The organism is Xanthomonas cucurbitae (assembly GCF_002939885.1).
Lineage (GTDB): Bacteria > Pseudomonadota > Gammaproteobacteria > Xanthomonadales > Xanthomonadaceae > Xanthomonas > Xanthomonas cucurbitae.
Genome location: NZ_MDED01000005.1, coordinates 13951 through 40071, shown reverse-complemented (window position 1 = coordinate 40071; position 26121 = coordinate 13951). Strand labels below are relative to the sequence as shown.

25 protein-coding genes and 2 pseudogenes are annotated in these 26121 nt (G+C 66.2%); 9 read left to right on the top strand and 18 right to left on the bottom strand.

Annotated features, from left to right (window positions below):
* Positions 1 to 10: 10 nt before the first annotated feature.
* From betT to XcuCFBP2542_RS04385, 5 genes are all read right to left on the bottom strand, one after another.
* On the bottom strand, positions 11 to 1990 hold the full coding sequence (gene betT, locus XcuCFBP2542_RS04405; protein WP_104602404.1) for a choline BCCT transporter BetT: 1980 nt from the start codon (positions 1988 to 1990) through the stop codon (positions 11 to 13).
* Positions 1991 to 2124: 134 nt separating this feature from the next.
* The gene (locus XcuCFBP2542_RS04400; protein WP_104602493.1) at positions 2125 to 2862 is read right to left on the bottom strand and encodes an endonuclease/exonuclease/phosphatase family protein; all 738 of its coding nucleotides are present in this window, start codon (positions 2860 to 2862) and stop codon (positions 2125 to 2127) included.
* Positions 2863 to 2911: 49 nt separating this feature from the next.
* Positions 2912 to 3721, bottom strand: coding sequence for a thiol:disulfide interchange protein DsbA/DsbL (locus XcuCFBP2542_RS04395; RefSeq protein ID WP_104602403.1), 810 nt, complete (start codon positions 3719 to 3721; stop codon positions 2912 to 2914).
* A 91-nt stretch (positions 3722 to 3812) separates the two neighbouring features.
* On the bottom strand, positions 3813 to 4463 hold the full coding sequence (locus XcuCFBP2542_RS04390) for a thiol:disulfide interchange protein DsbA/DsbL (protein ID WP_104602402.1): 651 nt from the start codon (positions 4461 to 4463) through the stop codon (positions 3813 to 3815).
* A 103-nt stretch (positions 4464 to 4566) separates the two neighbouring features.
* On the bottom strand, positions 4567 to 5364 hold the full coding sequence (locus tag XcuCFBP2542_RS04385; protein WP_167526942.1) for a c-type cytochrome: 798 nt from the start codon (positions 5362 to 5364) through the stop codon (positions 4567 to 4569).
* Positions 5365 to 5507: 143 nt separating this feature from the next.
* Here XcuCFBP2542_RS04385 and yihA point away from each other — a divergent pair, with 143 nt between their 5' ends.
* Positions 5508 to 6131: a ribosome biogenesis GTP-binding protein YihA/YsxC gene (yihA, locus tag XcuCFBP2542_RS04380; RefSeq protein ID WP_104602401.1), complete on the top strand. Its 624-nt coding sequence runs from the start codon at positions 5508 to 5510 to the stop codon at positions 6129 to 6131.
* A gap of 195 nt (positions 6132 to 6326) precedes the next feature.
* Positions 6327 to 7691 (top strand): glutamate--cysteine ligase, encoded by a 1365-nt coding sequence (locus XcuCFBP2542_RS04375; protein ID WP_104602400.1) that lies wholly within the window; start codon positions 6327 to 6329, stop codon positions 7689 to 7691.
* A 45-nt stretch (positions 7692 to 7736) separates the two neighbouring features.
* Here the strand turns inward: XcuCFBP2542_RS04375 and XcuCFBP2542_RS04370 are convergent, their stop codons facing one another.
* Positions 7737 to 9128 carry an ATP-binding protein gene (locus XcuCFBP2542_RS04370; RefSeq protein WP_104602399.1) on the bottom strand — a complete coding sequence of 464 codons (1392 nt, stop codon included), beginning with the start codon at positions 9126 to 9128 and terminating at the stop codon, positions 7737 to 7739.
* Positions 9125 to 9838: a response regulator gene (locus XcuCFBP2542_RS04365; protein ID WP_104602398.1), complete on the bottom strand. Its 714-nt coding sequence runs from the start codon at positions 9836 to 9838 to the stop codon at positions 9125 to 9127. Before XcuCFBP2542_RS04365 ends, XcuCFBP2542_RS04370 begins: the two co-directional genes overlap by 4 nt.
* A 215-nt stretch (positions 9839 to 10053) precedes the next feature.
* Here XcuCFBP2542_RS04365 and XcuCFBP2542_RS04360 point away from each other — a divergent pair, with 215 nt between their 5' ends.
* The 4 genes from XcuCFBP2542_RS04360 (at position 10054) to fghA (ending at position 13518) form a co-directional block, all read left to right on the top strand.
* A complete protein-coding gene (locus tag XcuCFBP2542_RS04360) occupies positions 10054 to 11067 on the top strand; it encodes a glycosyltransferase (RefSeq protein WP_104602491.1) in 1014 nt (337 codons plus the stop codon).
* An 87-nt stretch (positions 11068 to 11154) separates the two neighbouring features.
* Positions 11155 to 11430 carry a metal/formaldehyde-sensitive transcriptional repressor gene (locus tag XcuCFBP2542_RS04355; RefSeq protein WP_104602397.1) on the top strand — a complete coding sequence of 92 codons (276 nt, stop codon included), beginning with the start codon at positions 11155 to 11157 and terminating at the stop codon, positions 11428 to 11430.
* A gap of 62 nt (positions 11431 to 11492) precedes the next feature.
* The gene (locus XcuCFBP2542_RS04350; protein WP_104602396.1) at positions 11493 to 12602 is read left to right on the top strand and encodes an S-(hydroxymethyl)glutathione dehydrogenase/class III alcohol dehydrogenase; all 1110 of its coding nucleotides are present in this window, start codon (positions 11493 to 11495) and stop codon (positions 12600 to 12602) included.
* 85 nt (positions 12603 to 12687) lie between these two features.
* Positions 12688 to 13518: an S-formylglutathione hydrolase gene (gene fghA / locus XcuCFBP2542_RS04345; protein WP_104602395.1), complete on the top strand. Its 831-nt coding sequence runs from the start codon at positions 12688 to 12690 to the stop codon at positions 13516 to 13518.
* Between the two features lie 50 nt (positions 13519 to 13568).
* Here fghA and XcuCFBP2542_RS04340 read toward each other — a convergent pair whose 3' ends face one another.
* Together XcuCFBP2542_RS04340 and XcuCFBP2542_RS04335 are read right to left on the bottom strand one after the other, a co-directional pair.
* Positions 13569 to 13907 (bottom strand): hypothetical protein, encoded by a 339-nt coding sequence (locus tag XcuCFBP2542_RS04340; protein ID WP_170066946.1) that lies wholly within the window; start codon positions 13905 to 13907, stop codon positions 13569 to 13571.
* Positions 13908 to 13992: 85 nt separating this feature from the next.
* Positions 13993 to 14328, bottom strand: a pseudogene (locus tag XcuCFBP2542_RS04335) (DegV family protein); the annotation flags it as partial.
* Between the two features lie 273 nt (positions 14329 to 14601).
* Between XcuCFBP2542_RS04335 and XcuCFBP2542_RS04330 the strand changes: the two are divergent.
* Positions 14602 to 15418, top strand: a pseudogene (locus XcuCFBP2542_RS04330) (GH12 family glycosyl hydrolase domain-containing protein).
* Positions 15419 to 15563: 145 nt separating this feature from the next.
* Here XcuCFBP2542_RS04330 and XcuCFBP2542_RS04325 read toward each other — a convergent pair.
* Both XcuCFBP2542_RS04325 and XcuCFBP2542_RS04320 read right to left on the bottom strand, forming a co-directional pair.
* The gene (locus XcuCFBP2542_RS04325; RefSeq protein ID WP_104602393.1) at positions 15564 to 16844 is read right to left on the bottom strand and encodes an amidohydrolase family protein; all 1281 of its coding nucleotides are present in this window, start codon (positions 16842 to 16844) and stop codon (positions 15564 to 15566) included.
* Positions 16841 to 18241, bottom strand: coding sequence for an amidohydrolase (locus XcuCFBP2542_RS04320; RefSeq protein ID WP_104602392.1), 1401 nt, complete (start codon positions 18239 to 18241; stop codon positions 16841 to 16843). The genes XcuCFBP2542_RS04325 and XcuCFBP2542_RS04320 overlap by 4 nt, the downstream gene beginning before the upstream one ends.
* A 139-nt stretch (positions 18242 to 18380) precedes the next feature.
* Between XcuCFBP2542_RS04320 and XcuCFBP2542_RS04315 the strand changes: the two genes are divergently transcribed.
* Positions 18381 to 18941: a DUF924 family protein gene (locus tag XcuCFBP2542_RS04315; protein WP_104602391.1), complete on the top strand. Its 561-nt coding sequence runs from the start codon at positions 18381 to 18383 to the stop codon at positions 18939 to 18941.
* A 101-nt stretch (positions 18942 to 19042) separates the two neighbouring features.
* Here XcuCFBP2542_RS04315 and darG read toward each other — a convergent pair whose 3' ends face one another.
* The 3 genes from darG to grxD form a co-directional block, all read right to left on the bottom strand.
* Complete coding sequence (gene darG, locus XcuCFBP2542_RS04310; protein WP_104602390.1) at positions 19043 to 20113, bottom strand: type II toxin-antitoxin system antitoxin DNA ADP-ribosyl glycohydrolase DarG; 1071 nt, start codon at positions 20111 to 20113, stop codon at positions 19043 to 19045.
* Complete coding sequence (darT, locus tag XcuCFBP2542_RS04305; RefSeq protein WP_104602389.1) at positions 20113 to 20763, bottom strand: type II toxin-antitoxin system toxin DNA ADP-ribosyl transferase DarT; 651 nt, start codon at positions 20761 to 20763, stop codon at positions 20113 to 20115. Before darT ends, darG begins: the two co-directional genes overlap by 1 nt.
* A 249-nt stretch (positions 20764 to 21012) precedes the next feature.
* Complete coding sequence (gene grxD / locus XcuCFBP2542_RS04300; protein ID WP_104602388.1) at positions 21013 to 21939, bottom strand: Grx4 family monothiol glutaredoxin; 927 nt, start codon at positions 21937 to 21939, stop codon at positions 21013 to 21015.
* A gap of 45 nt (positions 21940 to 21984) precedes the next feature.
* On the opposite strand from grxD, the gene XcuCFBP2542_RS04295 reads away from it, so the two are divergent.
* Positions 21985 to 22776: a polysaccharide deacetylase family protein gene (locus tag XcuCFBP2542_RS04295; protein ID WP_208800396.1), complete on the top strand. Its 792-nt coding sequence runs from the start codon at positions 21985 to 21987 to the stop codon at positions 22774 to 22776.
* A gap of 199 nt (positions 22777 to 22975) precedes the next feature.
* Here XcuCFBP2542_RS04295 and XcuCFBP2542_RS04290 read toward each other — a convergent pair whose 3' ends face one another.
* The 4 genes from XcuCFBP2542_RS04290 to XcuCFBP2542_RS04275 all read right to left on the bottom strand — a co-directional run bounded on the left by XcuCFBP2542_RS04290 (position 22976) and on the right by XcuCFBP2542_RS04275 (position 26117).
* Positions 22976 to 23647 carry a methyltransferase gene (locus XcuCFBP2542_RS04290; protein ID WP_104602386.1) on the bottom strand — a complete coding sequence of 224 codons (672 nt, stop codon included), beginning with the start codon at positions 23645 to 23647 and terminating at the stop codon, positions 22976 to 22978.
* A gap of 140 nt (positions 23648 to 23787) precedes the next feature.
* Positions 23788 to 24189: a hypothetical protein gene (locus XcuCFBP2542_RS19300; protein ID WP_146090297.1), complete on the bottom strand. Its 402-nt coding sequence runs from the start codon at positions 24187 to 24189 to the stop codon at positions 23788 to 23790.
* Positions 24190 to 24195: 6 nt separating this feature from the next.
* A complete protein-coding gene (locus tag XcuCFBP2542_RS04280; RefSeq protein WP_104602384.1) occupies positions 24196 to 24846 on the bottom strand; it encodes an SGNH/GDSL hydrolase family protein in 651 nt (216 codons plus the stop codon).
* Positions 24846 to 26117, bottom strand: a complete 1272-nt coding sequence (locus tag XcuCFBP2542_RS04275) for a pyridoxal phosphate-dependent aminotransferase (RefSeq protein WP_104602383.1) — start codon at positions 26115 to 26117, stop codon at positions 24846 to 24848. Before XcuCFBP2542_RS04275 ends, XcuCFBP2542_RS04280 begins: the two co-directional genes overlap by 1 nt.
* Positions 26118 to 26121: the final 4 nt, after the last annotated feature.

Sequence of the window (26121 nt, the reverse complement as noted above, 5' to 3'; positions counted from 1 at the left end):
CCATGCACCTTCAGCGCGTGAGGTGCAGGAACTGCAGGTGACGCTCGTATTGATCGATGATGTCGTTGATGATCTGTTCGCGGCTGTAGCCAACCAGGTCGTAGTCCTGGCTGCCTTCGTACAGATACACCTCGGCGCGGTAGTAGCGCTGATTGCGGAAGCGCTGCGCGGCGAAGGACGGGGTGAGATAGCCGCGCATCACCACTTGGTAGCGGAAGCCTTGCTGCTCGCCGTGATCGACACTGATTTCCATGTCGCCATCGTCCAGCCGGCTGCTGACCTTCCAGCCTTCTTCCTGCAGCTGGGCGGTCACCGCATCGATGGCCGGGCGCACCTGGTCGTGCATGAAGCGATAGACCTCATCGCGCGCCGGGAAGTGCATCGCCTGGCCCAGCCGCTGCCGCCAGCCGCCGTGATGACGCGATTGCCCGATCAACGGGCTGGGACTATGCAGCTGGGCGCGCTTGCGCTGCGATTCTTCGCCGAGCGCGCGCGACAATCCCCAGGCCATCAGCAGCAGCACTGCAGAAAACGGCAACGAGGCCAGCACCACCGCCGACTTGAGTGCGTCCATGCTGCCGGCCAGCAGCAGGCCGGCGGTGACCACGGCGGTGAGCACGCCCCAGAACACGCGCAGCCAGCGCGGGCCGTCGTCGTGCGGTTCACCGCCATGCGACGACAACGTGGACAGCACTACCGTGCCGGAGTCGGCAGAGGTGACGAAAAACACGAAGCTGATCGCCACCGTCACGGTGATGACGGCGCGGCTCCACGGGTAGCTCTGCAGCAGCGAATACAGCACCGTCTGTGGTGCGTCGATGGCCTGCTGCGCCCAGGCCGCCTGGCCATGATGCAGCAGCTGGTCCAATGCGCTGTTGCCGAAGATCGACAGCCACGCCAAGGTGAAGCCCAGCGGGATCAGCAGCACGCCCAGCACGAATTCGCGGATGGTGCGCCCGCGTGAGATACGTGCGATGAACAGGCCCACGAACGGTGCCCAGCCGATCCACCAGGCCCAATAGAACACTGTCCAGTTGCCGAGCCAATCGGCGCGTCCGCCGTAGGCGTAGACATCGAAGCTCTTGCCGACCACGCTACCCAGATAGTCGCCCAGGTTCTGCATCAGGGCGTTGAGCAGGTACTGGGTGGGGCCGGCGAACAGCATGAACAACAGCAGCGCGATCGCCAGCAGCATGTTGATGTCCGACATCCAGCGCACGCCTTTTTCAACGCCCGAGACCGCCACCACGATCGCCGCGCCCATCATCGCCACGATCAAGGCCACCTGCACCCAGTGTGCATGCGGGATCTCGATCAAGCTGCTCAGCCCGGCGTTGAGGTGCAGCACGCCAAAGCCCATGTCCGCGCCCAGGCCGAACACGGTCGCCACGATGCCCAGCGCATCCACGGTGTAGCCAATGGGGCCGTTGATGCGCTTGCCGATCAACGGATACAGCGCTGAGCGCAGGGCCAGCGGCAGGTTATGCCGGAACGCGAAGTACGCCAGCGCCATCGCCGCCAGCGCGAATACGCCCCAGCCATGCAGCCCCCAATGCAGGAACAACAGTTGCATCGCCTGGCGCGCGGACGCCTCGCCATTGCCGGTGCCGCCCTGCGGTGGTTGCAGGTAATGGGTCAGCGGTTCGGAGACGCAGAAGAAGAACAGCGTGATGCTGATGCCGGCGGCGAACAGCATGCCGGCCCAGGAGAGGTAGCTGAATTCCGGTTCGTCGTGATCGGCGCCCAGCTTGATGTTGCCGTAGCTGGACAGGGCAGTGCCGAGCACGAAGACCAGGTACAGCGTCATCGCCAGCAGGTAGTACCAGCCCACGTTGCGCGAGGCCCAGGTCTGCGCATGCAGCAGCACACTGCCGGCTTCGAGCGGGAACAACGCCACCAGCAACGCGAAGGTGCAGACCACCGTTGCCGCCAGCAGGAACACCGGCCGCAGCGTGCGCACTGGCAACCGCGTCGGTTCAACTGCACTCATGCCGACGCACTCATACGCTGCGTGTCACGGGATGTGCTCCCAACAAAAAACCGCCTGCGTTATCGCACAGGCGGTGTCGAGGGGGTGTCATCGGTCGAGTTCGCCGATGCGATGGGGTCGGCAATTTGCGTGCGCTAGCGCAACAGCTGCAGCGGAACGCGCACATCCATGCCGACCGCCAGGTGATCGGAAAAGGCGGCGGGGATGGCTTCGGTATGTTCGATCACCAGGCTGTCGCTGACCAGGATGTGGTCGATGGCGCGATCCGGCCGCCAGCTGGGAAAGGTGTGCACCACGCAGCCCGGTGGCTGCAAGCGGGTGTGGCGGTACAGGGCCTGCATTTCCGGCCGGTCGGCCACGCAGTTGAAGTCGCCCATCAACATCACGTTGGGATGCTCGGACAACAGTTCGGCGATGAAGGCCAGCTGCGCCATGCGCGAATTGGCGCCCAGCGACAGGTGTGCCACCGCCACGGCCAGGCCATCGCGGCCCTTTCCGAACTTGGCCAGCAGGATGCCGCGCCCGCCGATGCGGCCGGGCAGGGCATGGTCCTGCACGTCCAGCGGTTCCAGCTTGCTCAGCAGGCCGTTCGCGCTGGAGGCCACCCCGCCCATGCGGCGGTTGGGCTGATGGCTCCAATAGTGGAAGCCGGCGCGCTCTGCCAGGTAATGGGTCTGGTTGGTGAAGCCCGAGCGCAGGCTGCCCGGATCGGCTTCCTGCAAGCCGACGATGTCGCGCTCGCCCGCCAGCTTGGCGATGCTGTCCAGGCTGGTGCGCTTGCTGCCCAGCGGCAAGGCGTGCGACCAGCTGCGGGTCACGTAGTCGCTGTAGCGGCGGGTGCTGGAGCCGGCCTGGATATTGGCGGTCAGCACCCGCAGGGTGCGCGAATCCGGAGCGTTCACGACGCGGCGAACGCTCGGCTCACTTGGCCAACGTAGCGCGCTCGCGCGCGATCAGGTGGTCGGCGATGCGCAGCATGTCCGGGAAGCTCTTGCCCTTGACCAGATACTTGCCGTTGACAACCAGCGACGGCGTGCCGGTGATGGTGCTGCGGGTGGCGAACTGCTTGGCGCGGTTGGTCTTGGCCGAGACGCCGAAGCTGCCCATGGTGTCGATGAAGGTCTTCTGGTCCACGCCGTACTTGGCGTAGAACGCGGCGATGTCCTGCACCGAATCCCTGCCGCGCTCGCCCTTGAGGGTCTGGTCGACATGGATGGCCTTATACAGCGCCTCGTGGGTCTTTTCCTGCACGCCCATGGTCTCGGCGGCATAGAACGCGCGGGCATAGTCGTCCCAGGGGCCGCCGAACAGCGCCGGCACGTAGACGAACTGCACGTCCGACGGCAGGCCGGCCTTCCACGGCCCGATCAGTGGCTGGAACGCGTTGCAGGCCGGGCAGACGTAGCCGAAGATCTCGGCCACTTCGATCTTGCCCGCCGCCTGCTGGTACGGCTGGCCACCCTGGATGTCCACATAGTCGGTGCCGGCGACCGGCTCCGGGCCGTTGGGCGCGCGCGGGGCGGCGCTGGGTGCGGCTGGCGGCGGGGTGGTGGCGCTTTCGCCGACAGCCGGCGGGGCCGCCGGGTCGGCCACTGGCGTGGTGGCGGCCGGCGCGGCAGCAGGCGCGGTGGTGGTGGTGGCCGGCGCGGTGTCGGAGGAGCCGTCCTGGGCCTTGCAGGCGACCAGGATCGGGAGCAGCGCCATCAGCGTCAGGGCGAAGCGGATCTTCATCGGATTGGATCTCCAGCGTGGGGCGAGGAAAGGGCCGGGTGGCCGCGGGGCGCATGATGCCACGGGTGGGCGTTGGTCACGGTTAGGTGGTTCAGCGCTTGGCCGGCCCGGCGTGTTCTCGGGCGATCAGATAGTCGGCAATCTTCAGCATCTGCGGGTAATCGCGTGCACCGATCAGGTAACGTCCGTTGACGATGAGGGCCGGCGTGCCGGGCAGCTTGCTACGCTGCGCGAACTCGCGCGCGGCCTTGAGCCTGGCGTCCACCGCTGCGCTCTTGAAGGTGTCCACGAAGCGCTGCTGCGGCACGCCGTAGTCGGCATAGAACACGGCCAGTTCGTCCGGGGCGACGTTCTGGGTCGGCACGCTCTGCTTTTCGTGGATGGCATCGAACATGGCGCGATGGCTACGCTTGGCCACGCCCAGGATGTCGGCGGTGAAGTAGGCGCGCGCGAAGGTATCCCAGAAGCCACCAAACGCCGCCGGCACCGGGGTGAAGCGCACGTAGGAAGGCTGCTTGGCTGCCCAGGCTTCCAGCGTCGGTTCGAAGTGCGCGCAGTGCGGGCAGGTATAGCCGAACACTTCCACCACTTCGACCTTGCCAGCCAGCGGCGCGTACGGCTGGCCGCCGTCGATCAGGGTGTAATCCTCGCCTTCGACCGGCACAGCCTTCTTGTCGGCGGCACAGGCCGCCAGCGGCACCAGGATCAATAGCAGCAGGGACAGACGGGAAAACAGCTTCATGCAGGCTCCGTGGGGGATGCGCGAGAGGGCGGGAAACGACGACGCCGGTCGCGGGACCGGCGTCGTGACGCGGTGGGGTGGTGGGGTGGTGGGGCGACTCAGCTCACGAGCGTGCCGGGGGGGCGTTGGCCACTTGAGCGGCGGCCGCGTCGTCGGCGCGATCGTGCAGGCCTTGCAGGTAGCTGGACAGCGCCTGGATCTCCTGCTCGGTCAGCGGCTTGGCCACCTGCGCCATGATATGGAACAGCGCTGGATTGCGCTCCTGGGTGGTGCCGGCCTGGTAGTCCTTCAGGCGCCGTGCCACGTAGTCGGCATGCTGGCCGCCCAGGCGTGGGTAGGCGGGGCCCGGGTTGCCGCCGCCGGATGGGCCATGACAGGCCATGCAGGCCGGCACGCCGCGTGCGACATCGCCGCTGCGGTAGAGCTTCTCGCCAACTTCGTAGAACTTCATTCCCTGGTACGGCCCCTCGGCAATCACCGCATCGTCGGCGACCCCGGCGGCAGACTTCTGGGTGGCGAAGTAGGCGCCCAGGTCGCGCATGTCCTGCGCGGTGAGGTCCTTGACGAAGGGCACCATCACCGCCGACATCCCACTGTTGCGCTCGCCGCTGGCGATCAGCGCCACCTGGTGTGCCACGTAGCGCTCGGTCTGGCCGGCGATGCGCGGGTACATGGCCAGGGCGGGATTGCCGTCCGGGCCGTGGCAGGCGGTACAGGCCGCGGCCTTGGTCTGGCCGGCCTTGGCATCGCCCCAGGTGGTTTTGGCCAGGTCCACCTCCAGCGGCGCAACGCGCACCGGCGGCGGATCGGGGATCGGCGTGACCGCCGACTGCGCAAACGCCACGGCCGCAATGACCGGCACGGCGAGGGCGGCGAGGACTAACACACGAGCATGGCGCATCAGCTGAAGCTCCGTATGGACCCGGCCCGCGCGCGTTGGGTGCTGGCTGTGGCAGGCGTGCCCGGATTATCGACATGCCTTCGTGCCAGGGTCAACGAACAGTGCAGCAAAACCGTCAGGCCCGAACGTGCGATCCTAGCGGGATGTCGCTCCTTATCGAACAAGCCCGCTACCACCTGTCCGCCCACAACGCCCGGCAATTGCCCGACGATGGTGGCTTCGAGGTGGCCTTCGCCGGCCGCTCCAACGCCGGAAAATCCAGCGCGCTCAATGCGCTGACCCGGCAGAACGCGCTTGCGCGCGTGTCCAAGACGCCCGGCCGCACCCAGCAATTGGTGTTTTTCCAGATCCAGCCCGAGCGCTATCTGGTGGACCTGCCAGGCTACGGTTACGCCAAGGTGCCGCAGGACCTGCAGGCGCACTGGCAGGCCTTCATCGACCGCTATTTCCGCACGCGCGAGGCCTTGCGCGGGTTGGTGGTGGTCATGGACATCCGCCACCCGCTCAAGGACTACGACCTGCAGATGCTGGGCTATGCGGCCGAACGCGGCCTGCCCGCCCACGGCTTGCTGACCAAGGCCGACAAGCTCGGCCGTGGCCAGCAGATGCAGACCCTGCAAAAGGTCAAGAAGGAAGTGACCTCGCGCTTCGGCGACAGCGTGACCGTGCAGACCTATTCGGGCGAATCGCGCCAGGGCGTGGACGAATTGCGCGGCATCGTGGGCGGCTGGCTGGGACTGGATGTGGAAGCGCCTGCCGGGCAGTGATGCCTGGCGGACGCAACCGCCGCTGTGCGCAATGCCGCGCCAGCGCCGGCCAGTGCGCGCCATGCGCATGGATGGAAATCTCAGACCCGGCCGGTGGCGGCAATTCTTCAATGCCCTGCGGGTATAGTGCGGGCCTTGCGGTGGATGGGGAGTAGCCCCACATCGTCCCACCCCCTCACGTTTGCGAGCCCGCCTTTGTCGAGTCCCAGCCACGTTGCCGAAACGCCGATTACCGAACGCGCGGAACTGGTCCAGGTGCTGGCCTCCGGCGAGAAGCCCCGCACGCACTGGCGCATCGGCACCGAGCATGAAAAGTTCGGTTTCCAGCTGGACGATCTGCGTGCGCCCGCCTTCGATGGCGCGCGTGGCATCGAGGCCTTGCTCACCGGGCTGACCCGCTTCGGCTGGGAACCGGTGCAGGAAAACGGCCGCACCATCGCGCTGTTGCGCGACGGCGCCTCGGTGACGCTGGAGCCGGCCGGCCAGCTGGAACTCTCTGGCGCGGCGGTGGAGACCCTGCACCACACCTGTGTGGAAACCGGCACCCACCTGGACGAAGTGGCGCAGGTGGCCGGCGAGTTGCAGCTGGGGTTCCTGGGCATGGGTTTCCAGCCCAAGTGGCGCCGCGACCAGATGCCGTGGATGCCCAAGGGCCGCTACCAGATCATGAAGCGCTACATGCCCAAGGTCGGTTCGCTCGGCCTGGACATGATGACGCGCACCTGCACGGTGCAGGTCAATCTGGATTACGCCACCGAAGCGGACATGGTGAAGAAGTTCCGCGTCTCGCTGGCGCTGCAGCCGATCGCCACTGCCTTGTTCGCCGATTCGCCGTTCACCGAGGGCAAGCCCAACGGCTACCTGAGCTACCGCTCGCATATCTGGACCGATACCGACGCCGACCGCACCGGCATGCTGGATTTCGTGTTCGAAGACGGCTTCAGCTACGAGCGTTACGTCGACTACCTGCTCGATGTGCCGATGTATTTTTCCTACCGCGATGGCGTCTATCACGATGCCAGCGGGCAGAGCTTCCGCGATTTCATGCAAGGCAGGCTGCCGGCGCTGCCGGGCGCGTTGCCGACGCTGCGCGACTGGTCCGACCACATGACCACCGCATTCCCGGAAGTGCGCCTGAAGAAGTATCTGGAAATGCGCGGCGCCGACGCCGGTCCGTGGGATCGCCTGTGTGCGCTATCGGCGTTCTGGGTGGGCCTGCTCTACGACGACACGGCGCTGGACGCGGCCTGGGACCTGGTCAAGAATTTCAGTCCCGCCGAGCGCCACGCACTGCGCGACGGCGTGCCCAGGCATGCGCTGGGCCTGCCGTTCCGCAATGGCACGTTGCGCGACCTGGCCGTGGAGGCGGTGAACATCGCGCGCGAAGGGCTGCGCCGCCGCGCGCAGCTCAATCGCGACGGCCAGGACGAAACCGGTTTTCTCGACGTGATCGCCGAGATCGCCGATAGCGGCGTCACCGCCGCCGAGCGCAAGCTGGCGCTGTATCACGGCGCATGGAAGGGCGATATCGATCGCGTGTTCCGCGAGTTCGCGTACTGAGCCATCGGGCGGGCGGCAGCTGCCGCGCGGGTGTTGCCAGCCTGCTCAGCGCCGCTCCGGCATGCACGGCAGGCGCACCGTCACCCGTAATCCGCCTTCGGCACGGTTGTCCAGGCGCAGGTCGCCGCCGTGGGCCAGCACGATGCTGTGCGCCACCGACAGCCCCAGGCCGATGCCGCCGGTGCCACGGTTGCGCGAGGATTCGCCACGCACGAACGGCAGCAGCAGCTGTTCGCGTTGCATGGGATCGATGCCGGGGCCGTCGTCGTCGATCCACAGCACGCCGTCCTCGCCATCGCGCTGCAAGTGCAGGCGTGGGCGTTGGCCATATTTCAACGCATTCTCCAGCAGGTTCATCACCGCGCGCCGCAACGCCAGCGGGTCGCCTTCCAGGGTGATCGCCGGGCCGGGCAGCAAGGCGGCATCGGCGCCGATATCGGTGGCATTGTCGACCACGCTTTCCACCAGCAAGCGCAGATCCAGTGGCGCGCGCGCGCCGCGGTGGCGGTCGTTCTGGATGAAATCCAGCGCGGCGGAGATCATCGCCTTCATCTCTTCCAGATCGGCCAGCGCTTTCTCGCGCAGCGGCGGTTGCAGGTCGTCCAGGCGAAAGGACAGCCGTGCCAGCGGCGTGCGCAGGTCGTGGGCGATCGCCGCAACCATATGGGTACGTTCGTTGATGAGCCGGTTCAGGCGCGCCTGCATGGCATTGAACGAGTCGGCCGCGCGCACGATTTCCGGCGGACCGCTGCGTTGCAGTGCGGGGGCCTCGGGATTGCGGCCCAGGCGGTCGGCCGCTTCGGCGAAGCGCTGGATCGGTGCCGACAACGCGCGCGAAAACCACCACGCCAGCGGCACATTGACCAGCAATCCGGCCAGGAACAGCAGCACCACATGGGTCTTGAACTCGGCCGACAGTCGGCGGGGCGGCGATTGCACGGTGCGCCAGCGGCCATCGGGCTGCTGCAGGGCTGCGGTGAAGCCATCCAGCAACGGGACCGCGGGGGTCAGGCGTTCGTTTTCCCAGTCGGCCGGCAGGCCGCTGCTGCCCTCCGATACTGCACTGCGCGCCGCATCGGCACTGGCCGGGAGGCTGCCGGCGTCGCCGCGCGCGTCGGCGCTGCGGTAGAAGCGCATGCGCTGCCGGTCCACGCCCAGCCAGTGCGCCAGCAGCATTTCCGCAACGCGGTCGCGGACCTGGCCGACCGGTGGCGACGGTGCCTGCGTGTGGTCGGTGACCGTGAGCGAGCGCGTGCCCGCAGGCATGCGCGTGGACAGCAGTGCCACCACTTCCGGTGGATGCACCGGGGGTTCGTACACGGGCGTGCGCAGGACCAACAGCGCAATGCCGACGCCCTGGGCGGTCAGCAGGGCGACCGCCAGCAATACAAACGTCCGGGCAAAGATCGACAGCCCGCGACGTGGCGAGTGGCTCACAGGCGCGAGACGCTCGGCAGCAGCATGTAGCCTTCGTTGCGCACGGTGCGGATCAGCTCGGTATGCACGCGCTCGTTGATCTTGCGGCGCAGGCGGCTGATCTGGCTGTCGATGGCGCGGTCGTAGACGTCGGTGTCGCGGCCGCGTGCGTAGTCCAGCAGCTGGTCGCGGCTGAGCACCCGCTGCGGGTGTTCGACGAAGGTGCGCAGCAGCGCGAATTCACCATCTGACAGATTGATGAAGATGCCGGTGGGGTCGCGCAGGTCACGCCGTACCACGTCCAGCCGCCAGCCGGCGAACTCGTAGACGTTGCCACGCTGGTCGGCCTGCTCGTGGCTGGCCTGGCTGCGCCGCAGCAGGGCGCGCACGCGGGCCAGCAATTCCCGCGGATTGCAGGGCTTGGCGAGGTAGTCGTCGGCACCCACTTCCAGGCCGATGATGCGGTCGGTATCGTTACCCAGCGCGCTGAGCATGATGACCGCCGGGGCACCGCGCTGGCTGGTCAGCGCGCGTGCCGCGCTCAGGCCATCTTCTCCGGGCAACATCACGTCGAGTACGATGAGGTCCGGGCGGTGCAGGGCCATGCTCTGGCGCATCTGCGCAACGCTCTCGGCCATTTCCACCTGGTAGCCATGGGCGCTGAGGAATTCGCCGATCAGTTTACGTAGATCCGGGTCGTCGTCGACGACAAGAAGGCGGGGGTGGTGCATGGGCGTGATCGTTGCCGGGGGGGCGGGAATCCCGCAAGAAGTGAGGGGTGCCGGATGCATGGTGGTTGCTGCCGCAGGCTCAAGACCAACATGATAATGGCTGAATTTGTCAACCTATGACACATGTGTGATGCAGCATGACACAACGAAGTGACAGCGTGCCCGCGTCCGTGGGCTACCTTGCTGGCCAGCATGCGCCGGTGGCGGCGTTTCCGATGATGCGGGTCATCAGTCGCGACAATGGCGTGGGCCTGACCCGCGACATGGTTCTAATGGCGCAGGCGCTGCGCGCGGGCGGCGTGCCGGTGCAGGAAGTGGGCTTCACCAGCCAGCGGTTGCACGATACGGCGCGCGAAGCGTGTCTTTGGGCGAGCCGCATGGTGTTCGGGCGGGTGCCGGTGCAGCTCTTTTCCGAGCGGGTCTATGCGCGCTGCCTGCCGCTGGGCCAGGTCAACCTGTTGGTCCCCAATCCGGAGTGGTTGCTGCCCAAGTGGCTGCCGTCGCTGCCGAAATTCGACGCCGTGCTGTGCAAGACCCGCCATGCCGAGCGGATCTTCCAGAGCCTTGGCTGCGTCACGCGGCATATCGGCTTCACCAGTCCAGACCGCTACGATCCGCAGGTGCCACGCCAGCGCGCGTTCTTCCATCTGGCCGGTCGCAGCACCGCCAAGGGCACCCGGATCTTGCTCGACACCTGGAAGCAGCACCCGCAGTGGCCGCTGCTGACGGTGGTGCAGAACCCGCGCACCGCCGGCAAGCCGGTGGTCGCGCCCAATATCCATCACCGGGTCTGCTACCTGGACGATGCCGAACTGCGCCGGCTGCAGAACGCGCACCTGTTCCACATCTGCCCCTCCGAGGCGGAGGGCTTCGGGCATTACCTGATGGAGGCGCTGAGCGTCGGGGCGATCACCCTGGCCACCGATGGCGAGCCGATGAACGAGCTGGTGCGTCCCGACCACGGTGTGCTGATTCCGGTGGCCGAGGTACGTCAGCGGCGCTTGGCGTCGTACTACTACGTCGACAGGGCCGGCATCACGCATGCGGTGGAAACTGCGCTGGCCATGCCGCAGACAACGCTCGATCACCTGTCGGCCAACGCCCGCGCGTTCTACCAGGCCAACGATGGCGCGTTCGCCGCCAGGTTTCGCGCGGCGGTGCTGGCCTCGCAGCCCGAGTGCGTGGCAGGAGCGGCGGTTGGCGCAGCACCGATGATCGTCGAGCGCTGACCGTCTCACGGCAGCGCCTTGCAGCGGCGTCTGCAGCCGAAGATGCATGCGGGTATACTACCCCCCAGTATTCTACGTGGGGGCTGCATGCCGCATTCGCCGCTGGAAAAGAACCGCGCGCTGGCGCGGGTACGGCGCTTGCGCGGGCAGTGCGATGCGCTCGAGCGCGCGCTGCAGTCGGGCGCGGACTGCGCCCCGGTGCTGCAGCAGATCGCCGCGATCCGCGGGGCGGTCAATGGGCTGATGTCGCAGGTGCTGGAAGCGCATATCCGTGAAGATTTCGGGCATGCCGCCGCGTCCGATGCGCAACGTGCCGAGCGCGTGCAGGAGCTGCTGGGCCTGGTCCGCTCGTATCTCAAATGAATTCCCGACCGGCCGGCGCATGCCGTGCCCGTCCCCGATCATCCATCTCAGGAGTTATCGCAATGAAATCCCGTGCAGCAGTTGCATTCGGTCCCGGCAAGCCGCTGGAAATCGTCGAAATCGACGTCGCGCCGCCGCAGGCCGGCGAAGTACTGGTCCGCATCACCCATACCGGCGTGTGCCATACCGATGCCTTCACGTTGTCCGGTGACGACCCGGAAGGCATCTTCCCGGCCGTGCTCGGCCACGAAGGCGGCGGCATTGTCGAGCAGGTGGGCGAAGGTGTCACCAGCGTCAAGGTCGGCGACCACGTCATCCCGCTGTACACCGCCGAATGCCGCCAGTGCAAGTTCTGCCTGTCCGGCAAGACCAACCTGTGCCAGGCGGTGCGCGCCACCCAGGGCAAGGGCCTGATGCCGGACGGCACCACGCGCTTTTCCTATAACGGCGAGCCGATCTACCACTACATGGGCTGCAGCACCTTCAGCGAATACACCGTGGTGCCGGAGATCTCGCTGGCGGTGGTCAACCCGGAGGCGCCGCTGGAAAAAGTGTGCCTGCTCGGGTGCGGTGTCACCACCGGCATCGGCGCGGTGCACAACACCGCCAAGGTCAAGCCGGGCGACAGCGTGGCGGTGTTCGGCCTGGGCGGTATCGGGCTGGCGGTGATCCAGGGCGCGGTGCAGGCCAAGGCCGGGCGCATCCTGGCCATCGACACCAACCCTGGCAAGTTCGAGCTGGCGCGCAGCATGGGTGCCACCGACTGCATCAATCCCAAGGACTACGACAAGCCGATTCAGGAAGTCATCGTCGCGCTGACCGATGGCGGGGTGGATTTCAGCTTCGAATGCATCGGCAACGTCAACGTGATGCGTTCGGCGCTGGAGTGTTGCCACAAGGGCTGGGGCGAGAGCGTGGTCATCGGCGTGGCCGGTGCCGGCCAGGAAATCAGCACCCGCCCGTTCCAGCTGGTGACCGGGCGCGTGTGGCGCGGCAGCGCCTTCGGTGGCGTCAAGGGCCGCACGCAATTGCCGGGCATGGTGGAGCAGTCGATGAAGGGCGAGATCGACCTGGATCCGTTCATCACCCACACCCTGCCGCTGGACGAGATCAACCACGCCTTCGAGCTGATGCACGAGGGCAAGTCGATCCGCACCGTGATCCATTTCTGACCGCGCGCAGCGTGCTCGCGGCAATCCCGTGCCACCCTGCGGCCGTCACTCCGGTCGCTGGGTCTCCCCATCGTAAGGATTCCTCATGGAACGTAGCGAACACCGCGCCTGTTTCGGCGGCTGGCAAGACGTGTACCGGCATCAGTCGGAAAGCCTGGGCTGCAGCATGCAGGTGGGTGTGTACCTGCCGCCGCAGGCCGCCGATGGCCCGCTGCCGGTGCTGTACTGGCTGAGCGGATTGACCTGCACCGAGCAGAACTTCATCAGCAAGGCCGGCGCGCAGCGCTACGCCGCCGAGCATGGCCTGATCCTGGTGGCGCCGGACACCAGCCCGCGCGGCGAGCATGTTGCCGACGCCGAGGGCTACGACATCGGCAAGGGCGCCGGATTCTACGTCGATGCCACGCAGCAGCCGTGGGCCGCGCACTACCGCATGTACGACTATGTGGTGAACGAATTACCGGGCGTGATCGAGGCGCACTTCGCCACCACCGCTGCACGCGCGATCAGTGGTCACTCGATGGGGGGGCATGGCGCGCTCACCATCGCGCTGAAAAATCCAGGGCGTTATCGCAGCGTGTCGGCGTTTTCGCCGATCGTGGCGCCGAGCCAGGTGCCGTGGGGCGAGAAGGCGTTCGGGCAGTACCTGGGCCAGGACCGTGCTGCATGGACGGCGCATGACGCGACTGCGCTCATCGCGCAGGCATCGGAACACCTGCCACTGTTGATCGACCAGGGCGAGGCCGACGAGTTTTTCGACAGCCAGCTCAAGACCGGGCTGTTCGAAGCGGCCGCCAGGGCGGCGGGTTATCCGGTCACCGTGCGTCTGCAGCCGGGGTATGACCACAGCTATTACTTCATCGCCAGCTTCATCGGCGAGCACATCGCCCACCATGCCGCAGCGCTGCGTGGTTGAGCGTGTCGCGGCGCCGTGGGCGCCGCAGTGCGGATCGCGACGCCGGGCCCTCAACGTACGTCGCGCATTTCCCAGTGGTGGCCGGCCAGGGCCTGCATGCGCAGCTTGAACAGATCGCCCGGAATGCTGGTGGTGGCCACCAGATCGATGCGCAGATCGCGCTGTTCGCCAGTGACGCTGGCGGCTGGGTCGGTGACGCCTAGCGCGGGGTCCACCGCGTCCGGGTCGGCCTGCAACCGACGCCAGCGATCGAACCACGCCGGGTCGCGCAGCGCCGCCTGCAACTGTTCGGCGAACGCTTGCGCACCGTGGGCATCGAAGCTCACCGACGGCGCGCTGCCACGGGCGAGCTTGGGGTCGGGCAGGCTAATTGAATAGCTGACAGGCATGCGCAGGTTCCATGGAATGACGGCGGCACCCTAACCAAGGCCGGGTGAGCACACCGTCGAGAGCGGTACGCCGCCGCGCGTGGCCTCAGGCCGCAAACCCGTGCGGCGCGGCAGCGAATCCCACTGCCAACGCGCCCTTGCCGACATTGACCATGCCGGTCAGGCTCATCACGCTCTCCAGCAGCTCCACATCATGCGACTGGCAGGCCGCCTGCAGCGCGGCATAGCCGGGCAGGCGGCGCAGCTCGGCCAGCTCGCCGCCATAGCCCACGCATACGGTGGGTGTCATCAACCCCTCGCGGATCTTGCGCACGGTAAAGCCGAACAGCTTCTCGGCCGATGGTTCGAAGCCTTTCCGCTTGGCGACCGGTGCGGTACTGCCGCGGTAGGCGCGCAGCACCGGCTTGATGTCCAGTGCACTGCAGCGCATGCGGCTACGCACCATTGCAGTGCTTCGGCGGGCTGGTAACTGCCATTGCGCGCAATGGCAAGGGAGCGCAGCGGGCACGAACTGCGCATCGGCGCACGCGCCGAGTGGAAGGTAGCGCCCGCTATGGTGCTTGGCGGGTGACGCCTGCCGGAATCGCTATAGCTCCTGCGGCGGTGCCGCTGCTAGGGTCCGACGCGCCCGCCGCAGGGTTGGGACGTCGGCATCGCAGCGATGCCGGCGCGTCGAATATCACGGAGAATCGACATGCACGACATCGCAAGCAGCCTTCCTAATCTCCATGGCGTCGAGGCACCGGCCACGCGGCCGCGCGCCCGGCGTTGGTGGAAGGCGGCATTGGTCATCGGTCTGGTGGCCCTGGCACCGGCGGCACTGGCCGGGCCGTACAAGATCTTTGGCAACCACTATGCGTGGGTCAACAACTTCAACGATCCCAACAACATCATCCAGGGCACCTTCGGCACCGGCAGCACGCCCGAGCTGACCGTCACCTTCAACTTCGCCGACTACAACCTCTACGGCTACCCGGCGATCGTGCGTGGCTGGCACTACGACTGGAATCCGACCAGCGACACGCTGTTTCCCAAGCAGATTTCCTCGATCAGCGCGTTGCCGTTCAAGTTCAACTACAGCGCCGGCGGCAGCAATCTGGCGGGCGATTTCGCCTACGACATCTTCTTCCGCTGGGATACCGCCAAGGGCAACCCGCAGCTGGAAGTGATGATCTGGGGGCGAGCACAACTCCTGGCCGATCGGCACGGTGACCGCCACCAAGGTCATCACCGCCGGTGGTCGCACCTTCGACCTGTGGGAAGGCTTCAACTCCGGCGCGGGCTATTACGTCTACACCTTCATCCCGACCGGCACCGCGGGCCAGCCCACGCTCAAGACCAGCGGCAGCCTCAACATCGATGCCAAGCCATTCCTGACCTGGCTGCAGAACAATCGTGCCAAGGATGGTCGTTACAGCAACAGCATGTACCTGCATGCGGCTGAAGCGGGTTTTGAAGTGGTGCGCGGCAACGGCTGGGCCAAGGTCAGCGCCACGATGGACGCGAAGTAGGCCCTAGTAGGCGAGGCGACCGGCCGCAGCGGTCGTCCGAGGTCCCCGGTGGTTGCCGGGGACTATCCCGCCTGCGTGGCTTGGGTGGCGTCGCGGATCGGCATGTACGGCGTGCCGCGCATGCCGCCGAGTCACGGCAGGCGCGTCACTTCAGGTAGGCACGCGGCAGCGCCCCGGCTGGTTGCAGGTAACGGTCGCGCAGCTCGGTCTGGCGTGAGCGCATCGGCATCTCACGCCCGCCCAGCCACACTTGCTCGGCGTAGTGCGCAACGTCCAGCGGGTCGCCTTCCCACAACACCAGGTCGGCCTGCTTGCCGACCGCAATACTGCCGATGCGATCGGCCACGCCGAAGATCTCTGCCGGCACGCGGGTCAGCCCGGCCAGGCCGGATTCCCATGGCAGGCCGTTGGCCACCGCATTGCCGGCCAGCTGGCGCAGCTTGCGTGCGTTGTGCGAGGCATCGCCGCTCTGGCTGAAGCTGACCTCCACCCCGGCAGCGCGCAGCCGCGCGGCGTTTTCCAGCGTGGCACCGACCTGGTCGAAGGTCGATGGCAGGTCCGCCAGGGCATTGACCAGCACCGGCACCCTGGCCTGGGCCAGTTGCGGCGCCAGCTTCCAGGCTTCGGCGCCCCCGGCGATGGCGATGCGCAGCTTCTCGCGCTGTGCCCAGCGCAGCAGTTGGCGGATGTCGGCGGCGCGTTCCACCTGCACCACGATGCGGCCTTGCCCGGCCAGATACCTGGCCAGCACGCTGCGGCCCATCGGGGTCAGCAAGGCATGCGGCGAATCGGCCGGCACGCGGCCGCGCGCTTCGGCCACCAGTTGATCGAGCAGCATCCACTGCGCAGCCCGCGAGCTGCCGGTCAGGTCGGAGGCTGCCGCACCGATGCGCAGAAACAAGGCATGTGGCCCGACCGGATCCGGGCTGCCATCCAGCCGCACGATGCCGCCCTGGCCGGCGATGAAGGCTCCACTGGTGGTCGCCCCCAGTGCCGTGAATCCGATGCCTTCCACGCGCGCCACCGGCACCAGCACCGACTCCGGGTTGTAGGCCAGGGTGACGTCGAATTCCGGGCGCATCGGTTGATCGGCCAGCTTGACGCCGCTGTCCACGGTGCTGTCTTCGCCGGACACTTCCTCGATGCCGATCTCGGTGATGCCGCCGAACAATGCCGGGGTCAGCGGCCGGCCCCTGGCGTCGATCACGCGGCCATCGGCCGGTGCCGCCAGGTTGCTGCCGATGGCGCGGATCACGCCGCCGCGTACCAGCACGTCGGTGTTGCGCAGCGTGCCCTGCGCGGTGGCGGTATGCACGGTGGCGCCGCGGATCAGCACCTGCTGGGCGGCGGCGGGCAAGGCCAGCGCCGCGAGCAGCAGCGCCGACAGCGCGCGCAAACGGGGGCAATACGTGCGGATGCGGCTCATCGTGCCACCTCCTGGCCGAGCATGAAGTCCGAGACCGGCTGCAATGCGCGGTTGTGGCGGTCGTAGACCTGCGCACCGTCGATGTACACCTGTTCGGCCAGCGCGTAGGAGCTGAAGGGGTTGCCGTTCCACACCACCACATCGCCCATCTTGCCCGGCTCCAATGCGCCGGTCTGCTGCTCGATGCCCAGCGCCTTGGCCGCGTTGCTGGTGAGCCAGCGGATGGCGCGTTCGGGCGCAATCTCCATGCCGCTGCGGCGCGCGTTGGCAATCACCTTGGCGGCCTCCTGGTTCAACCGCTGGATGCCTTCTTCCGAATCCGAATGCACGATGGCGCAGCTGTTGGCCGGGCGGTCGACCATGGCGATGTTTTCCTGGATGCCATCGAAGGCTTCCATCTTGAAGCCCCACCAGTCGGCCCACAGCGCGCCGCAGACGTTTTCCTGCGCCAGGCGGTCGGCCAGCTTGTAGGCCTCCACGCCATGATGGAAGGCGGCGATGTGGAAGCCGAATTCCTTGGACAGGTCCAGCATGGTGGCCATTTCGTCGGCGCGGTAGCAGTGGATGTGCACGCGGATATCGCCATTGATGGCGCCGGCCAGCGTGTCGAGCTTGAGGTCGCGCTTGCCGCCGGCATCGCCGCTGCTGTCGTTGTCGCCGCCGCGGCTCCACCAGTGGCGCTTCTTTTCGATGTTCTTCTTCGGTGCGTTCTTCTGCAGGTAGTCGGCCGCATCGATGAAGGCGGCGCGGTAGCCGGCGACATTGCCCATGCGGGTGCCGGGGCCGCCCTTCTCGCCGTAGACGCGCTTGGGATTCTCGCCGCAGGCCATCTTCAGGCCCCATGGCCCGCCCGGGAATTTCATGCCCTGGTAGGTGGTGGAGGCCACGTTCTTCAGCGTGACGCCGCGCCCGCCGATCAGGTTGGCCGAGCCGGGCAGGATCTGCAGCGAGGTGATGCCGCCAGCCAGCGCCGTGCCGAAGCCAGGGTCCTGCGGCCAGATCGAATGTTCGGCCCAGACGTTGGGGGTGACGGGCGCGGTCATCTCGTTGCCATCGCTGTGCGCGCTGACGCCGGGGCTGGGATACACGCCCAGATGCGAGTGCACGTCGATGATGCCGGGGGTGACCCATTTGCCGGTGCCGTCGATGCGACGGGCATCGGCAGGTGCTTCGAGCGCGCGGCCTACCGCAGCCACCTTGCCGTCGCGCAGCAGCACGTCGGCATCGTCCAGCCGCTCACCGGTGCCGGTCAGGACCGTGGCGTGCTGGATCAGCACCGGGCCGGACGCCAGCGCGTGATAGGTGCTGGGGTAGGGGTCTTGCACGAAACGCGATGCCGCCGACGCAGGCCCGCACAACAACGCCGCGCCAAGGGCGGCGAACAGGATGGAACGCATGGATTTCCCCGGTGACACGAAAGCGTAGGCCGCAAACCTAGCCGCCTGCGACCGGATTGCCAAGTGCTGGCGCTACACCGTGGCGGCTCCATCACCTGCGTCGGTGCATGCTGGGCCATCTTCACCAAGGGAAACGTCGATGGTCGCCAAGTCAGAGCGCAACAAGCAGGCCGATGTGGTGCTGGCGTTCTGGGAGCTGGCCGGCTCGGCCCGCTGGTTCACCCATAACGACGCATTCGACGCAAATTTCCGCCAGCACTTCAGTGAGCAACACTTTGCCGCCGCACGCGGCGAGTACGCGCACTGGATGGAGCGTGCCGAAGATGCGCTGGCGCTGCTGATCCTGCTCGACCAGTTTCCGCGCAATGCCTTTCGCGGCAGCGCGCATGCCTATGCCACCGACGGCCTGGCATTGCACTGCGCCAAGCACGCCCTGGCCCGCAGATTCGATCAGCAGGTATCGGCGCCATTGCGACTGTTTTTCTACCTGCCGTTCGAGCATGCCGAGGATCTGCAGGAGCAGGCGCGTGCGGTGCAGCTGATGACCGCCTTGGACGATGCACAGGCCACCGGCTGGGCACTGGAGCACCAGCAGATCATCCAACGCTTCGGCCGCTTTCCGCATCGCAATGCGGTGCTGGGGCGCCCCACCACGGCCGAGGAACAACAATTCCTGGATGAGGGTGGGTTTGCCGGTTGAGTGATGGCCTCAACTACCCTGGTTGAGGGTCCGGTAAAGCGGGTACCAATGCACAGGAAGTGCCATTAGAAGGACACGCCAACACAACGCGGGAACGGCGATCAGCTCGCTGCAGCCGCATGTGATGTGAGTCGTTCCAGGGCGATGCCCAAGGCGCGGTCGTTGAACAATCTGTCTTTGCGCGCGGCTGCATCTGGGCCGCCCGGCCAGTGGCGAATCCCCTCGCGGATATCTGCCACTTGCGGAGAGATGCCCTCCCGTACGACCAACCAGTCAATGGTTGCCAGCAACTCCATGCCAAAAGGAGATTCAAAGCCATCGATCAAGGCTGCAGTGGCTTCCAGTGCAGGGGCATACTGCTTGGCTTCGCTCTTGAGATAGCTCTGCACAAAGCTTTTGCGAGAATCATCGAACCAGATGACATCCAGGGGGTCTGCGTCTCCGATTCGCTTGTCACAGTGAAGATAACTGCCGTCCAGCCCATCCAGCAGGTGGCGCAGACGATCGGTATATGGCCCGTACCGGTGTGGCGCAAAGCGCAAATCCAACGTAGGCAAGCCGGCGCGCTCGATATTGCGTTCAAGGAACCAGGCAAGCTTCTGGATCTCCAACAGGCTGCATTCCACGCCTAGCACCCAGTAGCGACGTACCAGTTCGGCAATCAATGCGCGCGCTGGAGTCAGCTTCTCCACGCCGGAACGCTTTGCGACATTTTGATATCTTGGAGTGGGTTCGAATACGAGAATATTGGTATCTAGCCCGGCAAGCGCCTCTTCGATCAGTGGGCGCACGTCGGCCCAGTCCAAGCCTCCATTGCCGGCGCCCAGCGGCGGGATGGCAATCGACTCGACCTTGTTTTCGATCAGGAACAGGCGCAGATCCTGCAACCCGTCGGTAATCCATTCGATTCGTGAATCGCCACGCCAGTGCTGTTTGGTCGGGAAATTGATAATCCAGCGTGGTCCGTCCAGTTCGCTGGTCGCAGTGACGAACATCTTGCCGATCTGCACTTCTTTTGCCTTGCAGGCTGCTGCATATCGGAGGAAGTTTTCGTTGAAGCGCTCCTTGAACATCAGCGCGATGCCCTTACCCATCACTCCAACGGTGTTGACAGTGTTGACCAACGCCTCGACGCGCGCCTGCAGTAGATTGCCTTGCGTAAACGTAATCATCAGAAGTACCACTCGGTGCGGGCATGCACGGAAAGTGCAAGGTTTCGGGCTTCAAGCTGACGTTCGATGGAACGCTTCATGTCGTCCGTATAACACACGATGCCGAGCAAGCCGTCGACGGGCAGGTGTCGGTGGACCAGCGCTTCGGCCTGATATCGTTCGAACTTGGCCGGATCCTCCTGATCGCGGCGAAAATCGCGCGCCTGGATCAGCGACCAGTCGATCGTGTCCAGATTGGTCAAATCGGAATGGAACGTTGTCAACTGATAGTAGGCATGACTATCGGTGAACAGGAAGGGCCACCCACGTGCCTTGACATGATGCAAGCTGGACACAAGGATCACAATTTCATCGTTAGCGCGTTGTTGGATGCCTCCCCAGCCGGTCTGGATGTTGCGAAGCATTGGCGAAAATGGAGTGAAGTAGAAGGGCACGTAATCGTTCAGGAAGCCGCCGGGTGTAAGCGGCACAGGATGACAGGCGCGCTTGTCGATCAATTCAGGATTGCCGATGCTTACCCAGCCCGGACTACGCGCGCTGCCGTTACCGCAATGCAGGCCGTTGTCCAGAATCCAAGGCAGATTATCGCGGTGGACGATGCGCCAGATCAGGGCTTTGTCTGGATTGAGGTTGAGGTAGCGCCTAGACATCGGTCAGTCCTGATCCCTATGGCCTAGAGTGGCTGAAGCAAAAGCCAGTGTGTACAGACGACAGACGGAATTTTCCGGATGCGATGGAACTTGCCGGTCGGGCTTGACGTGCCAGGTGACCGGCGTCTCTAAGTGGGCACAATTTTGCCGGGTACTCGGCCGGAGCTGGCTTGCAACGAGAAACGGACGCTTACTGGAGCGCCCGTTCCAATGTGTGGTGATGGCTGCACGGCTGCGGCTCGTGTGTGCTCAGTATTTCGCCACGCCGTTGTCCACGGCGTCCGACCACGCGTCGATACCGCCGGTGACGTTGTAGACGTTGGTAAAGCCCAGGCCGCGGAAATGCTCGGCCGCCTGCAGGCTGCGGCCACCACGGTGGCACAGAAACGCCAGTGGGGTGTCCTTGGGCAGTTGCTCGATGGCTGCGCGCTCGTGCGCATCCAGGGTACGGAACGGCGCGGCCACCGTGGCCAGTGCGCGTTCGTCGGCCGGGCGCACGTCTACCAGGGTCAGGCTGCCGGCCTTGAGGCGGTCGTCGGCATCGCGCACCGACAGCTCCTGCACCGGCTTGGGCGCATTCGGGTTGTCGATGGCCAGGCCGCGACCGCGGATGTCGTCGACCCAGTCGATGGTGATGCCATCGGCGCGGCGCGCGCTGGCCAGGTCGAACTGCACGCGCAGGCCATTGGATTCGGCCGCGATGGCGTTCGGGTTGGTCGGCGCCAGCTGGAAATTGGGCTGGAAGTTGGCGTCGATGGCCAGCGTCAGCGACGCATCCGGCGCATCGGCCAGCGCACCCTTGAGCATGTCCACCGCCGCCGGGGTGATGGTGATCTTGGGCGGGCTGCGGTCCGGCGCCTGCAGGCCGAGCAGGCTGCTCAGCTCGCCGCTGTCGGCCATCTGCACGATGATGTCGCTGCCGCCGACCAGCTCGCCGTCCACGTACAGTTGCGGAATGGTCGGCCAATCGCCATAGGCCTTGATGCCTTCGCGGATGTCCTGGTCGGCCAGCACGTTGACGTGGGCATAGTCGATGCCCAGCCCGTCCAGCACGCCGACCGCCTTGGCCGAAAAACCACACTGCGGCATGCCGGGCTGGCCTTTCATGAAGAGCACCACGCGGCTGGATTGCAGCAGCGTATCGATACGGGAACGCAGGGCGGGATCGAGGGACATGGCAGCGCTTCGGTCGGGTCGTGGAGGCCGTCCATTCTACGCCGCATGGCATCATGCGGCATGACCACGCCGGAAACGCTGTATCGCACCCCCTCGCGGCCGTACCGCTGGGTTGGCCTGTTCGCCTGCTCGCAGGTGGCGGTGGCGCTGCTGTGGTGGCACTTGGGCTGGACCTGGGGGCTGCCTGCGCTGCTGCTGTCGCATGCGCTGTTCGTGGTGCCGGTGTTCCTGCCGCGTGCGCGGCTGTACGCGCCGGTGCTGGCGCAGCTGCCCGGCCACGCGCCGCAGGTGTGGCTGACCATCGACGATGGCCCGTCCGACGACACGCCGGCCATCCTTGCGTTGCTGGATGCCTATGATGCCAAGGCCACGTTTTTCGTGGTCGGCGCCCGCGCCGCGCAGCGACCAGAGCTGGTGTGCGAGATGGTGCGGCGCGGGCATGGCATCGGCAATCACAGCCAGACCCATCCGCAGGCCTGGTTCTGGGCCTTGGGCCCGCGCCGCATGGCCCAGGAGATCGGCCTGGCGCAGCGCACCCTGGCGGCCATCACCGGGCAGGCGCCGCGGCTGTACCGCTCGGTGGTCGGCATGACCAACCCCTTCGTCGCCTCGCCGTTGCGTGCGCATGGGCTGACCCGGGTGGCCTGGAGTGCGCGTGGGTTTGATGGCGTGCGCTGCGAGCCGGAGGCCACCGTGGCGCGCATCGTGCGCGACCTGCATCCGGGTGCCATCGTCTTGCTGCACGAAGGCGCTGCGCACGGCCACAATCCCACCATCCTGCGCGGCGTGCTGCAAGCGATGCAGGCGCGTGGGCTTGCAGGGCGGCGTCCGGATTGAGCCACACGGCAACACGTCCGCGGTGGGTGCCCGCAATGCGATATAGCGTGGCGGCCGCCGCGGCGCGCGACGTGTACAAGCTATCGGCATCGCATGCAGGCATGCACGCCGTCTGTGTTCGCGTGGGGGCGCCACGATCGACCTGGACGCCCGGACGATCGCCGGCGCCTTCCGATGGCGCCTTCGGCGATACGAACGCTCAGCGCGGTTCGGCCACGATCAGCCAGTTGTTGAACGGCGTATTGCCGTACAGCGGCGCAAACGTGGCGCGCAGGCCTGCAGCATCCAGCTGGGCCTGCAGGCTGTCGCGGGTGGGATAACTGCGCGGCATGCGTTGCATCCAGCCGCTCAGGTGCGCCAGCACGTCGGTGACCCGGCTGGTGCGGCCGCGCCGGCTGTCGTCGCCCAGCGCACTGCGGATCACCAGCTTGGCGCCTGGGGTCAGCATCTGCGCCACGCTGCGCAGCAGGCCGGCCTGCATGTCCGACTGCAGATACTGCAGCACATCCAGGATGGTCACGCTGCCCTGGTGCTGCGGCCATGCCAGGCTCAGGTCGACCACTTCGAAACGGGTATTGCCCAGCGCCGAACGCTGTGCGATGTGTTGCGCGCGGCGAATCTTGGAGGCGTCCACATCCACGCCGTAGTACGCCAGCGCTTGGCCATCGGCGCGCAGGGCATGGGCCAGCAGGCCCAGCCCGCAGCCCAGGTCCAGCACCGGCGCGGTAGTGCTGCGCAGCTGCGCCAGCACGCCCGGATACAGTGGGTCGGTGCGCAGCTTGGCCTGGGTGTAGTAGTAATCGTAGCGGTTGCCCAGCGGATGCCGGGGCAGGAAGGCACGTGCAATCGCCAGCGCCTGTGCGCGGCTCATCGGTTGGGTAGCGGGGCTGTGCAATGTCGTTCCTTGGCAATCAGGCGTGTTGCGCGGGTAGCTTATGAATCAGGCGCGTAAGCGCCACTGTGGTCCGCCCTCGGCAATCTGCACCGTGAGCTATTTGCATGAGCCTTGTGTCAGGCAATCACTTGCCGGAACTCGATGACGTAGTTTTCGCCATCGATGTTGGCTACCCGCCCGATCAAATCATCTCGTACAGCGAATGTCTTGGGAACCTTGCTGCCATCCTCGCCATGCTGGATGCGCTCTGGCTGCAGGGCTCTAGCGAGAACAAGATGCACCGCCGCATCCGTATCGTACGCTCGCGTCACGTTAGCGCGGAATTCACGGTTGCCTGGCCCGGACCAACGATCGAATCGATCCTCGAATGCTAGAACTCCCGAGCCAGGACGGGTGGCGTGGTGATCCCAAAGGCTTACCACCAATATGTTTTCTGCGGCCCAGGAGCTGACGGACCAGTTGACGTTCTTGAGTACTGCCCCGTATCTGCGAAAAGCTTCGGAAATCCCGATTTTCATTACGATCTATTCCATGCTGCGCACCAAGCCGGCCGCGCCCAACGCATCGCGCGCCGCAGGCAAGGCCACGGCGGCCCATCGCGCATACATCGCGCCGGAAGGGTGCAGGCCATCTTCGACCAGCATCTCCACCGCATCGCCACCGTCGCGGCTGGTAGTTGTGATATCGATGAAGCGAACCGCGCGCTCGGTACAGCGCGCTGCCGCCACGTCGTTGAACGCGTCGATCTGCGCCGCAATCAGGCCCGCATCGCGGCCTTGTGCGCGTGCGAACGGCGTCATACCCCAGTCGGGAATGGACAGCACCAGCACGCGTTTGGCATGGCCGCCGGCAAGCGCGATCGCGCGCTGTAACAGCGCATCGAACTGGCTGCGGTACTCTTCCAGCGAGCGCTCGCGGTACTGGTTGTTGACACCGATCAGCAGGCTTACCAGATCGAACGGACCCTGCGGCGCGGCCGCGTCGATCCCGGTTTGCAATTGATCGGTGGTCCAGCCGGTGGTGGCGATGAGCTGCGGTGCCTGCACCGTCCACCCCTGCGCACGCAAGACATCGGCCAGCTGCGCCGGCCACCCCTGCGCAGCGGCGACGCCTTCGCCAATCGTGTACGAATCGCCCAGCGCCAGATAGCGCTGCGGCACGCCCAGCGCGGCCATCAGGCCACGCTGCGCGGTTTCAGCGGCACCACCTTGGTCACCGCCTCGGCGCGGCGTGCCAGGGCGCGGTCGATACGTGCGAACACGTCGCGCATCACGCTGGCTTCGGGCATCAGGGTCACGCGGAAGTGGTGGCGATACGGCACGTTGAAGCTGGAGCCGGGCACCACCAGCACGCCTTCCTCGTTCATCAAGTCCAACGCGAATGCGTGGTCATCGAAGTTGCGTGCCGCCGCGCCCACCACCGCCGGGAACGCGTACAGCGCACCGGCCGGTGCCACCAGTTGCAGATGCGTGCTGGCCGCGCAGGCCTCGATCACCGCGCGGCGGGTCTCGTACAGGCGGCCACCCGGCGCGCATAACGCGGAAATGGTGTCCGGCCCGTTGACCGCCGCATCTATGGCGTACTGGCCGGGCACGTTGGCGCACAGGCGCAAGGCGCCGAGCAGGTCCAGCGCGTTGCGCAGATCGTTGATGCGTGTTTGTTCGCCGGACAGCAGCGCCCAGCCGACGCGCCAGCCGCAGGCGCGGTGCACCTTGCTCAGGCCGCTGAAGGTGATGCACGGATGCGCGCCGGCCAGCGGCGCCACCGGCACGAATTCCGCGCCGTCATACAGCACCTGGTCGTAGATCTCATCGACCATCAGCAGCAAGTTGTGCTTGACGGCAATCGTCACGATGCGTTCGAGCAATTCCCGCGAGTAACTGGCACCGCTGGGGTTGTTCGGGTTGATCAGCACGATGGCGCGGGTACGCGAGGACACCAGCGTTTCGATCTCCACCGGGTCCGGCTGGAAGCCGTTCTCCGGCGCGCAGCGGTAGTACACCGGGCGGCCGTCGTTGAGGATGGTGGCCGCCGACCACAGCGGGTAGTCGGGCGAGGGCACCAGCACCTCGTCGCCAGGGTTGAGCAGGGCGCGTAGCGACAGGTCGATCAGCTCGCTGACGCCGTTGCCCAGGAAGATCCGGTCCGGGTGCGCATCCGGGTGCTGGCGGCGCGAGTACGCGGTGGCGATGGCTTCGCGCGCTTCCGGCAGGCCCTGCTGATGGGTGTAGGGATCGGTGCGGCCCATGTCGTCGGCGATCGCGCGCTGCAGATGCTCCGGCGCGCGGAACCCGAACGCTCCCGGATTACCGATATTGAGCTTGATGAGTTTGCGGCCCTGCGCCTCCAGCTCCCGCGCTCGCCGCGCCAGTTCGCCCCGGATTTCGTAGCGGACTTCGGACAGACGCTCGCGGATGGCGAGCGGCGTTTGCGGGGCAGTGGACATACGG

What these genes read in the sequence shown, in the direction of transcription:
- betT (WP_104602404.1), bottom strand. Translation starts at nt 1,990, where the DNA reads ATGAGTGCAGTTGAACCGACGCGGTTGCCAGTGCGCACGCTGCGGCCG.
- XcuCFBP2542_RS04395 (WP_104602403.1), bottom strand. Translation starts at nt 3,721, where the DNA reads ATGAAGATCCGCTTCGCCCTGACGCTGATGGCGCTGCTCCCGATCCTG.
- XcuCFBP2542_RS04390 (WP_104602402.1), bottom strand. Translation starts at nt 4,463, where the DNA reads ATGAAGCTGTTTTCCCGTCTGTCCCTGCTGCTATTGATCCTGGTGCCG.
- XcuCFBP2542_RS04385 (WP_167526942.1), bottom strand. Translation starts at nt 5,364, where the DNA reads ATGCGCCATGCTCGTGTGTTAGTCCTCGCCGCCCTCGCCGTGCCGGTC.
- yihA (WP_104602401.1), top strand. Translation starts at nt 5,508, where the DNA reads ATGTCGCTCCTTATCGAACAAGCCCGCTACCACCTGTCCGCCCACAAC.
- XcuCFBP2542_RS04365 (WP_104602398.1), bottom strand. Translation starts at nt 9,838, where the DNA reads ATGCACCACCCCCGCCTTCTTGTCGTCGACGACGACCCGGATCTACGT.
- XcuCFBP2542_RS04360 (WP_104602491.1), top strand. Translation starts at nt 10,054, where the DNA reads ATGATGCGGGTCATCAGTCGCGACAATGGCGTGGGCCTGACCCGCGAC.
- XcuCFBP2542_RS04355 (WP_104602397.1), top strand. Translation starts at nt 11,155, where the DNA reads ATGCCGCATTCGCCGCTGGAAAAGAACCGCGCGCTGGCGCGGGTACGG.
- XcuCFBP2542_RS04350 (WP_104602396.1), top strand. Translation starts at nt 11,493, where the DNA reads ATGAAATCCCGTGCAGCAGTTGCATTCGGTCCCGGCAAGCCGCTGGAA.
- fghA (WP_104602395.1), top strand. Translation starts at nt 12,688, where the DNA reads ATGGAACGTAGCGAACACCGCGCCTGTTTCGGCGGCTGGCAAGACGTG.
- XcuCFBP2542_RS04340 (WP_170066946.1), bottom strand. Translation starts at nt 13,907, where the DNA reads ATGCCTGTCAGCTATTCAATTAGCCTGCCCGACCCCAAGCTCGCCCGT.
- XcuCFBP2542_RS04325 (WP_104602393.1), bottom strand. Translation starts at nt 16,844, where the DNA reads ATGAGCCGCATCCGCACGTATTGCCCCCGTTTGCGCGCGCTGTCGGCG.
- XcuCFBP2542_RS04320 (WP_104602392.1), bottom strand. Translation starts at nt 18,241, where the DNA reads ATGCGTTCCATCCTGTTCGCCGCCCTTGGCGCGGCGTTGTTGTGCGGG.
- XcuCFBP2542_RS04315 (WP_104602391.1), top strand. Translation starts at nt 18,381, where the DNA reads ATGGTCGCCAAGTCAGAGCGCAACAAGCAGGCCGATGTGGTGCTGGCG.
- darG (WP_104602390.1), bottom strand. Translation starts at nt 20,113, where the DNA reads ATGATTACGTTTACGCAAGGCAATCTACTGCAGGCGCGCGTCGAGGCG.
- darT (WP_104602389.1), bottom strand. Translation starts at nt 20,763, where the DNA reads ATGTCTAGGCGCTACCTCAACCTCAATCCAGACAAAGCCCTGATCTGG.
- grxD (WP_104602388.1), bottom strand. Translation starts at nt 21,939, where the DNA reads ATGTCCCTCGATCCCGCCCTGCGTTCCCGTATCGATACGCTGCTGCAA.
- XcuCFBP2542_RS04295 (WP_208800396.1), top strand. Translation starts at nt 21,985, where the DNA reads ATGGCATCATGCGGCATGACCACGCCGGAAACGCTGTATCGCACCCCC.
- XcuCFBP2542_RS04290 (WP_104602386.1), bottom strand. Translation starts at nt 23,647, where the DNA reads ATGAGCCGCGCACAGGCGCTGGCGATTGCACGTGCCTTCCTGCCCCGG.
- XcuCFBP2542_RS19300 (WP_146090297.1), bottom strand. Translation starts at nt 24,189, where the DNA reads ATGAAAATCGGGATTTCCGAAGCTTTTCGCAGATACGGGGCAGTACTC.
- XcuCFBP2542_RS04280 (WP_104602384.1), bottom strand. Translation starts at nt 24,846, where the DNA reads ATGGCCGCGCTGGGCGTGCCGCAGCGCTATCTGGCGCTGGGCGATTCG.
- XcuCFBP2542_RS04275 (WP_104602383.1), bottom strand. Translation starts at nt 26,117, where the DNA reads ATGTCCACTGCCCCGCAAACGCCGCTCGCCATCCGCGAGCGTCTGTCC.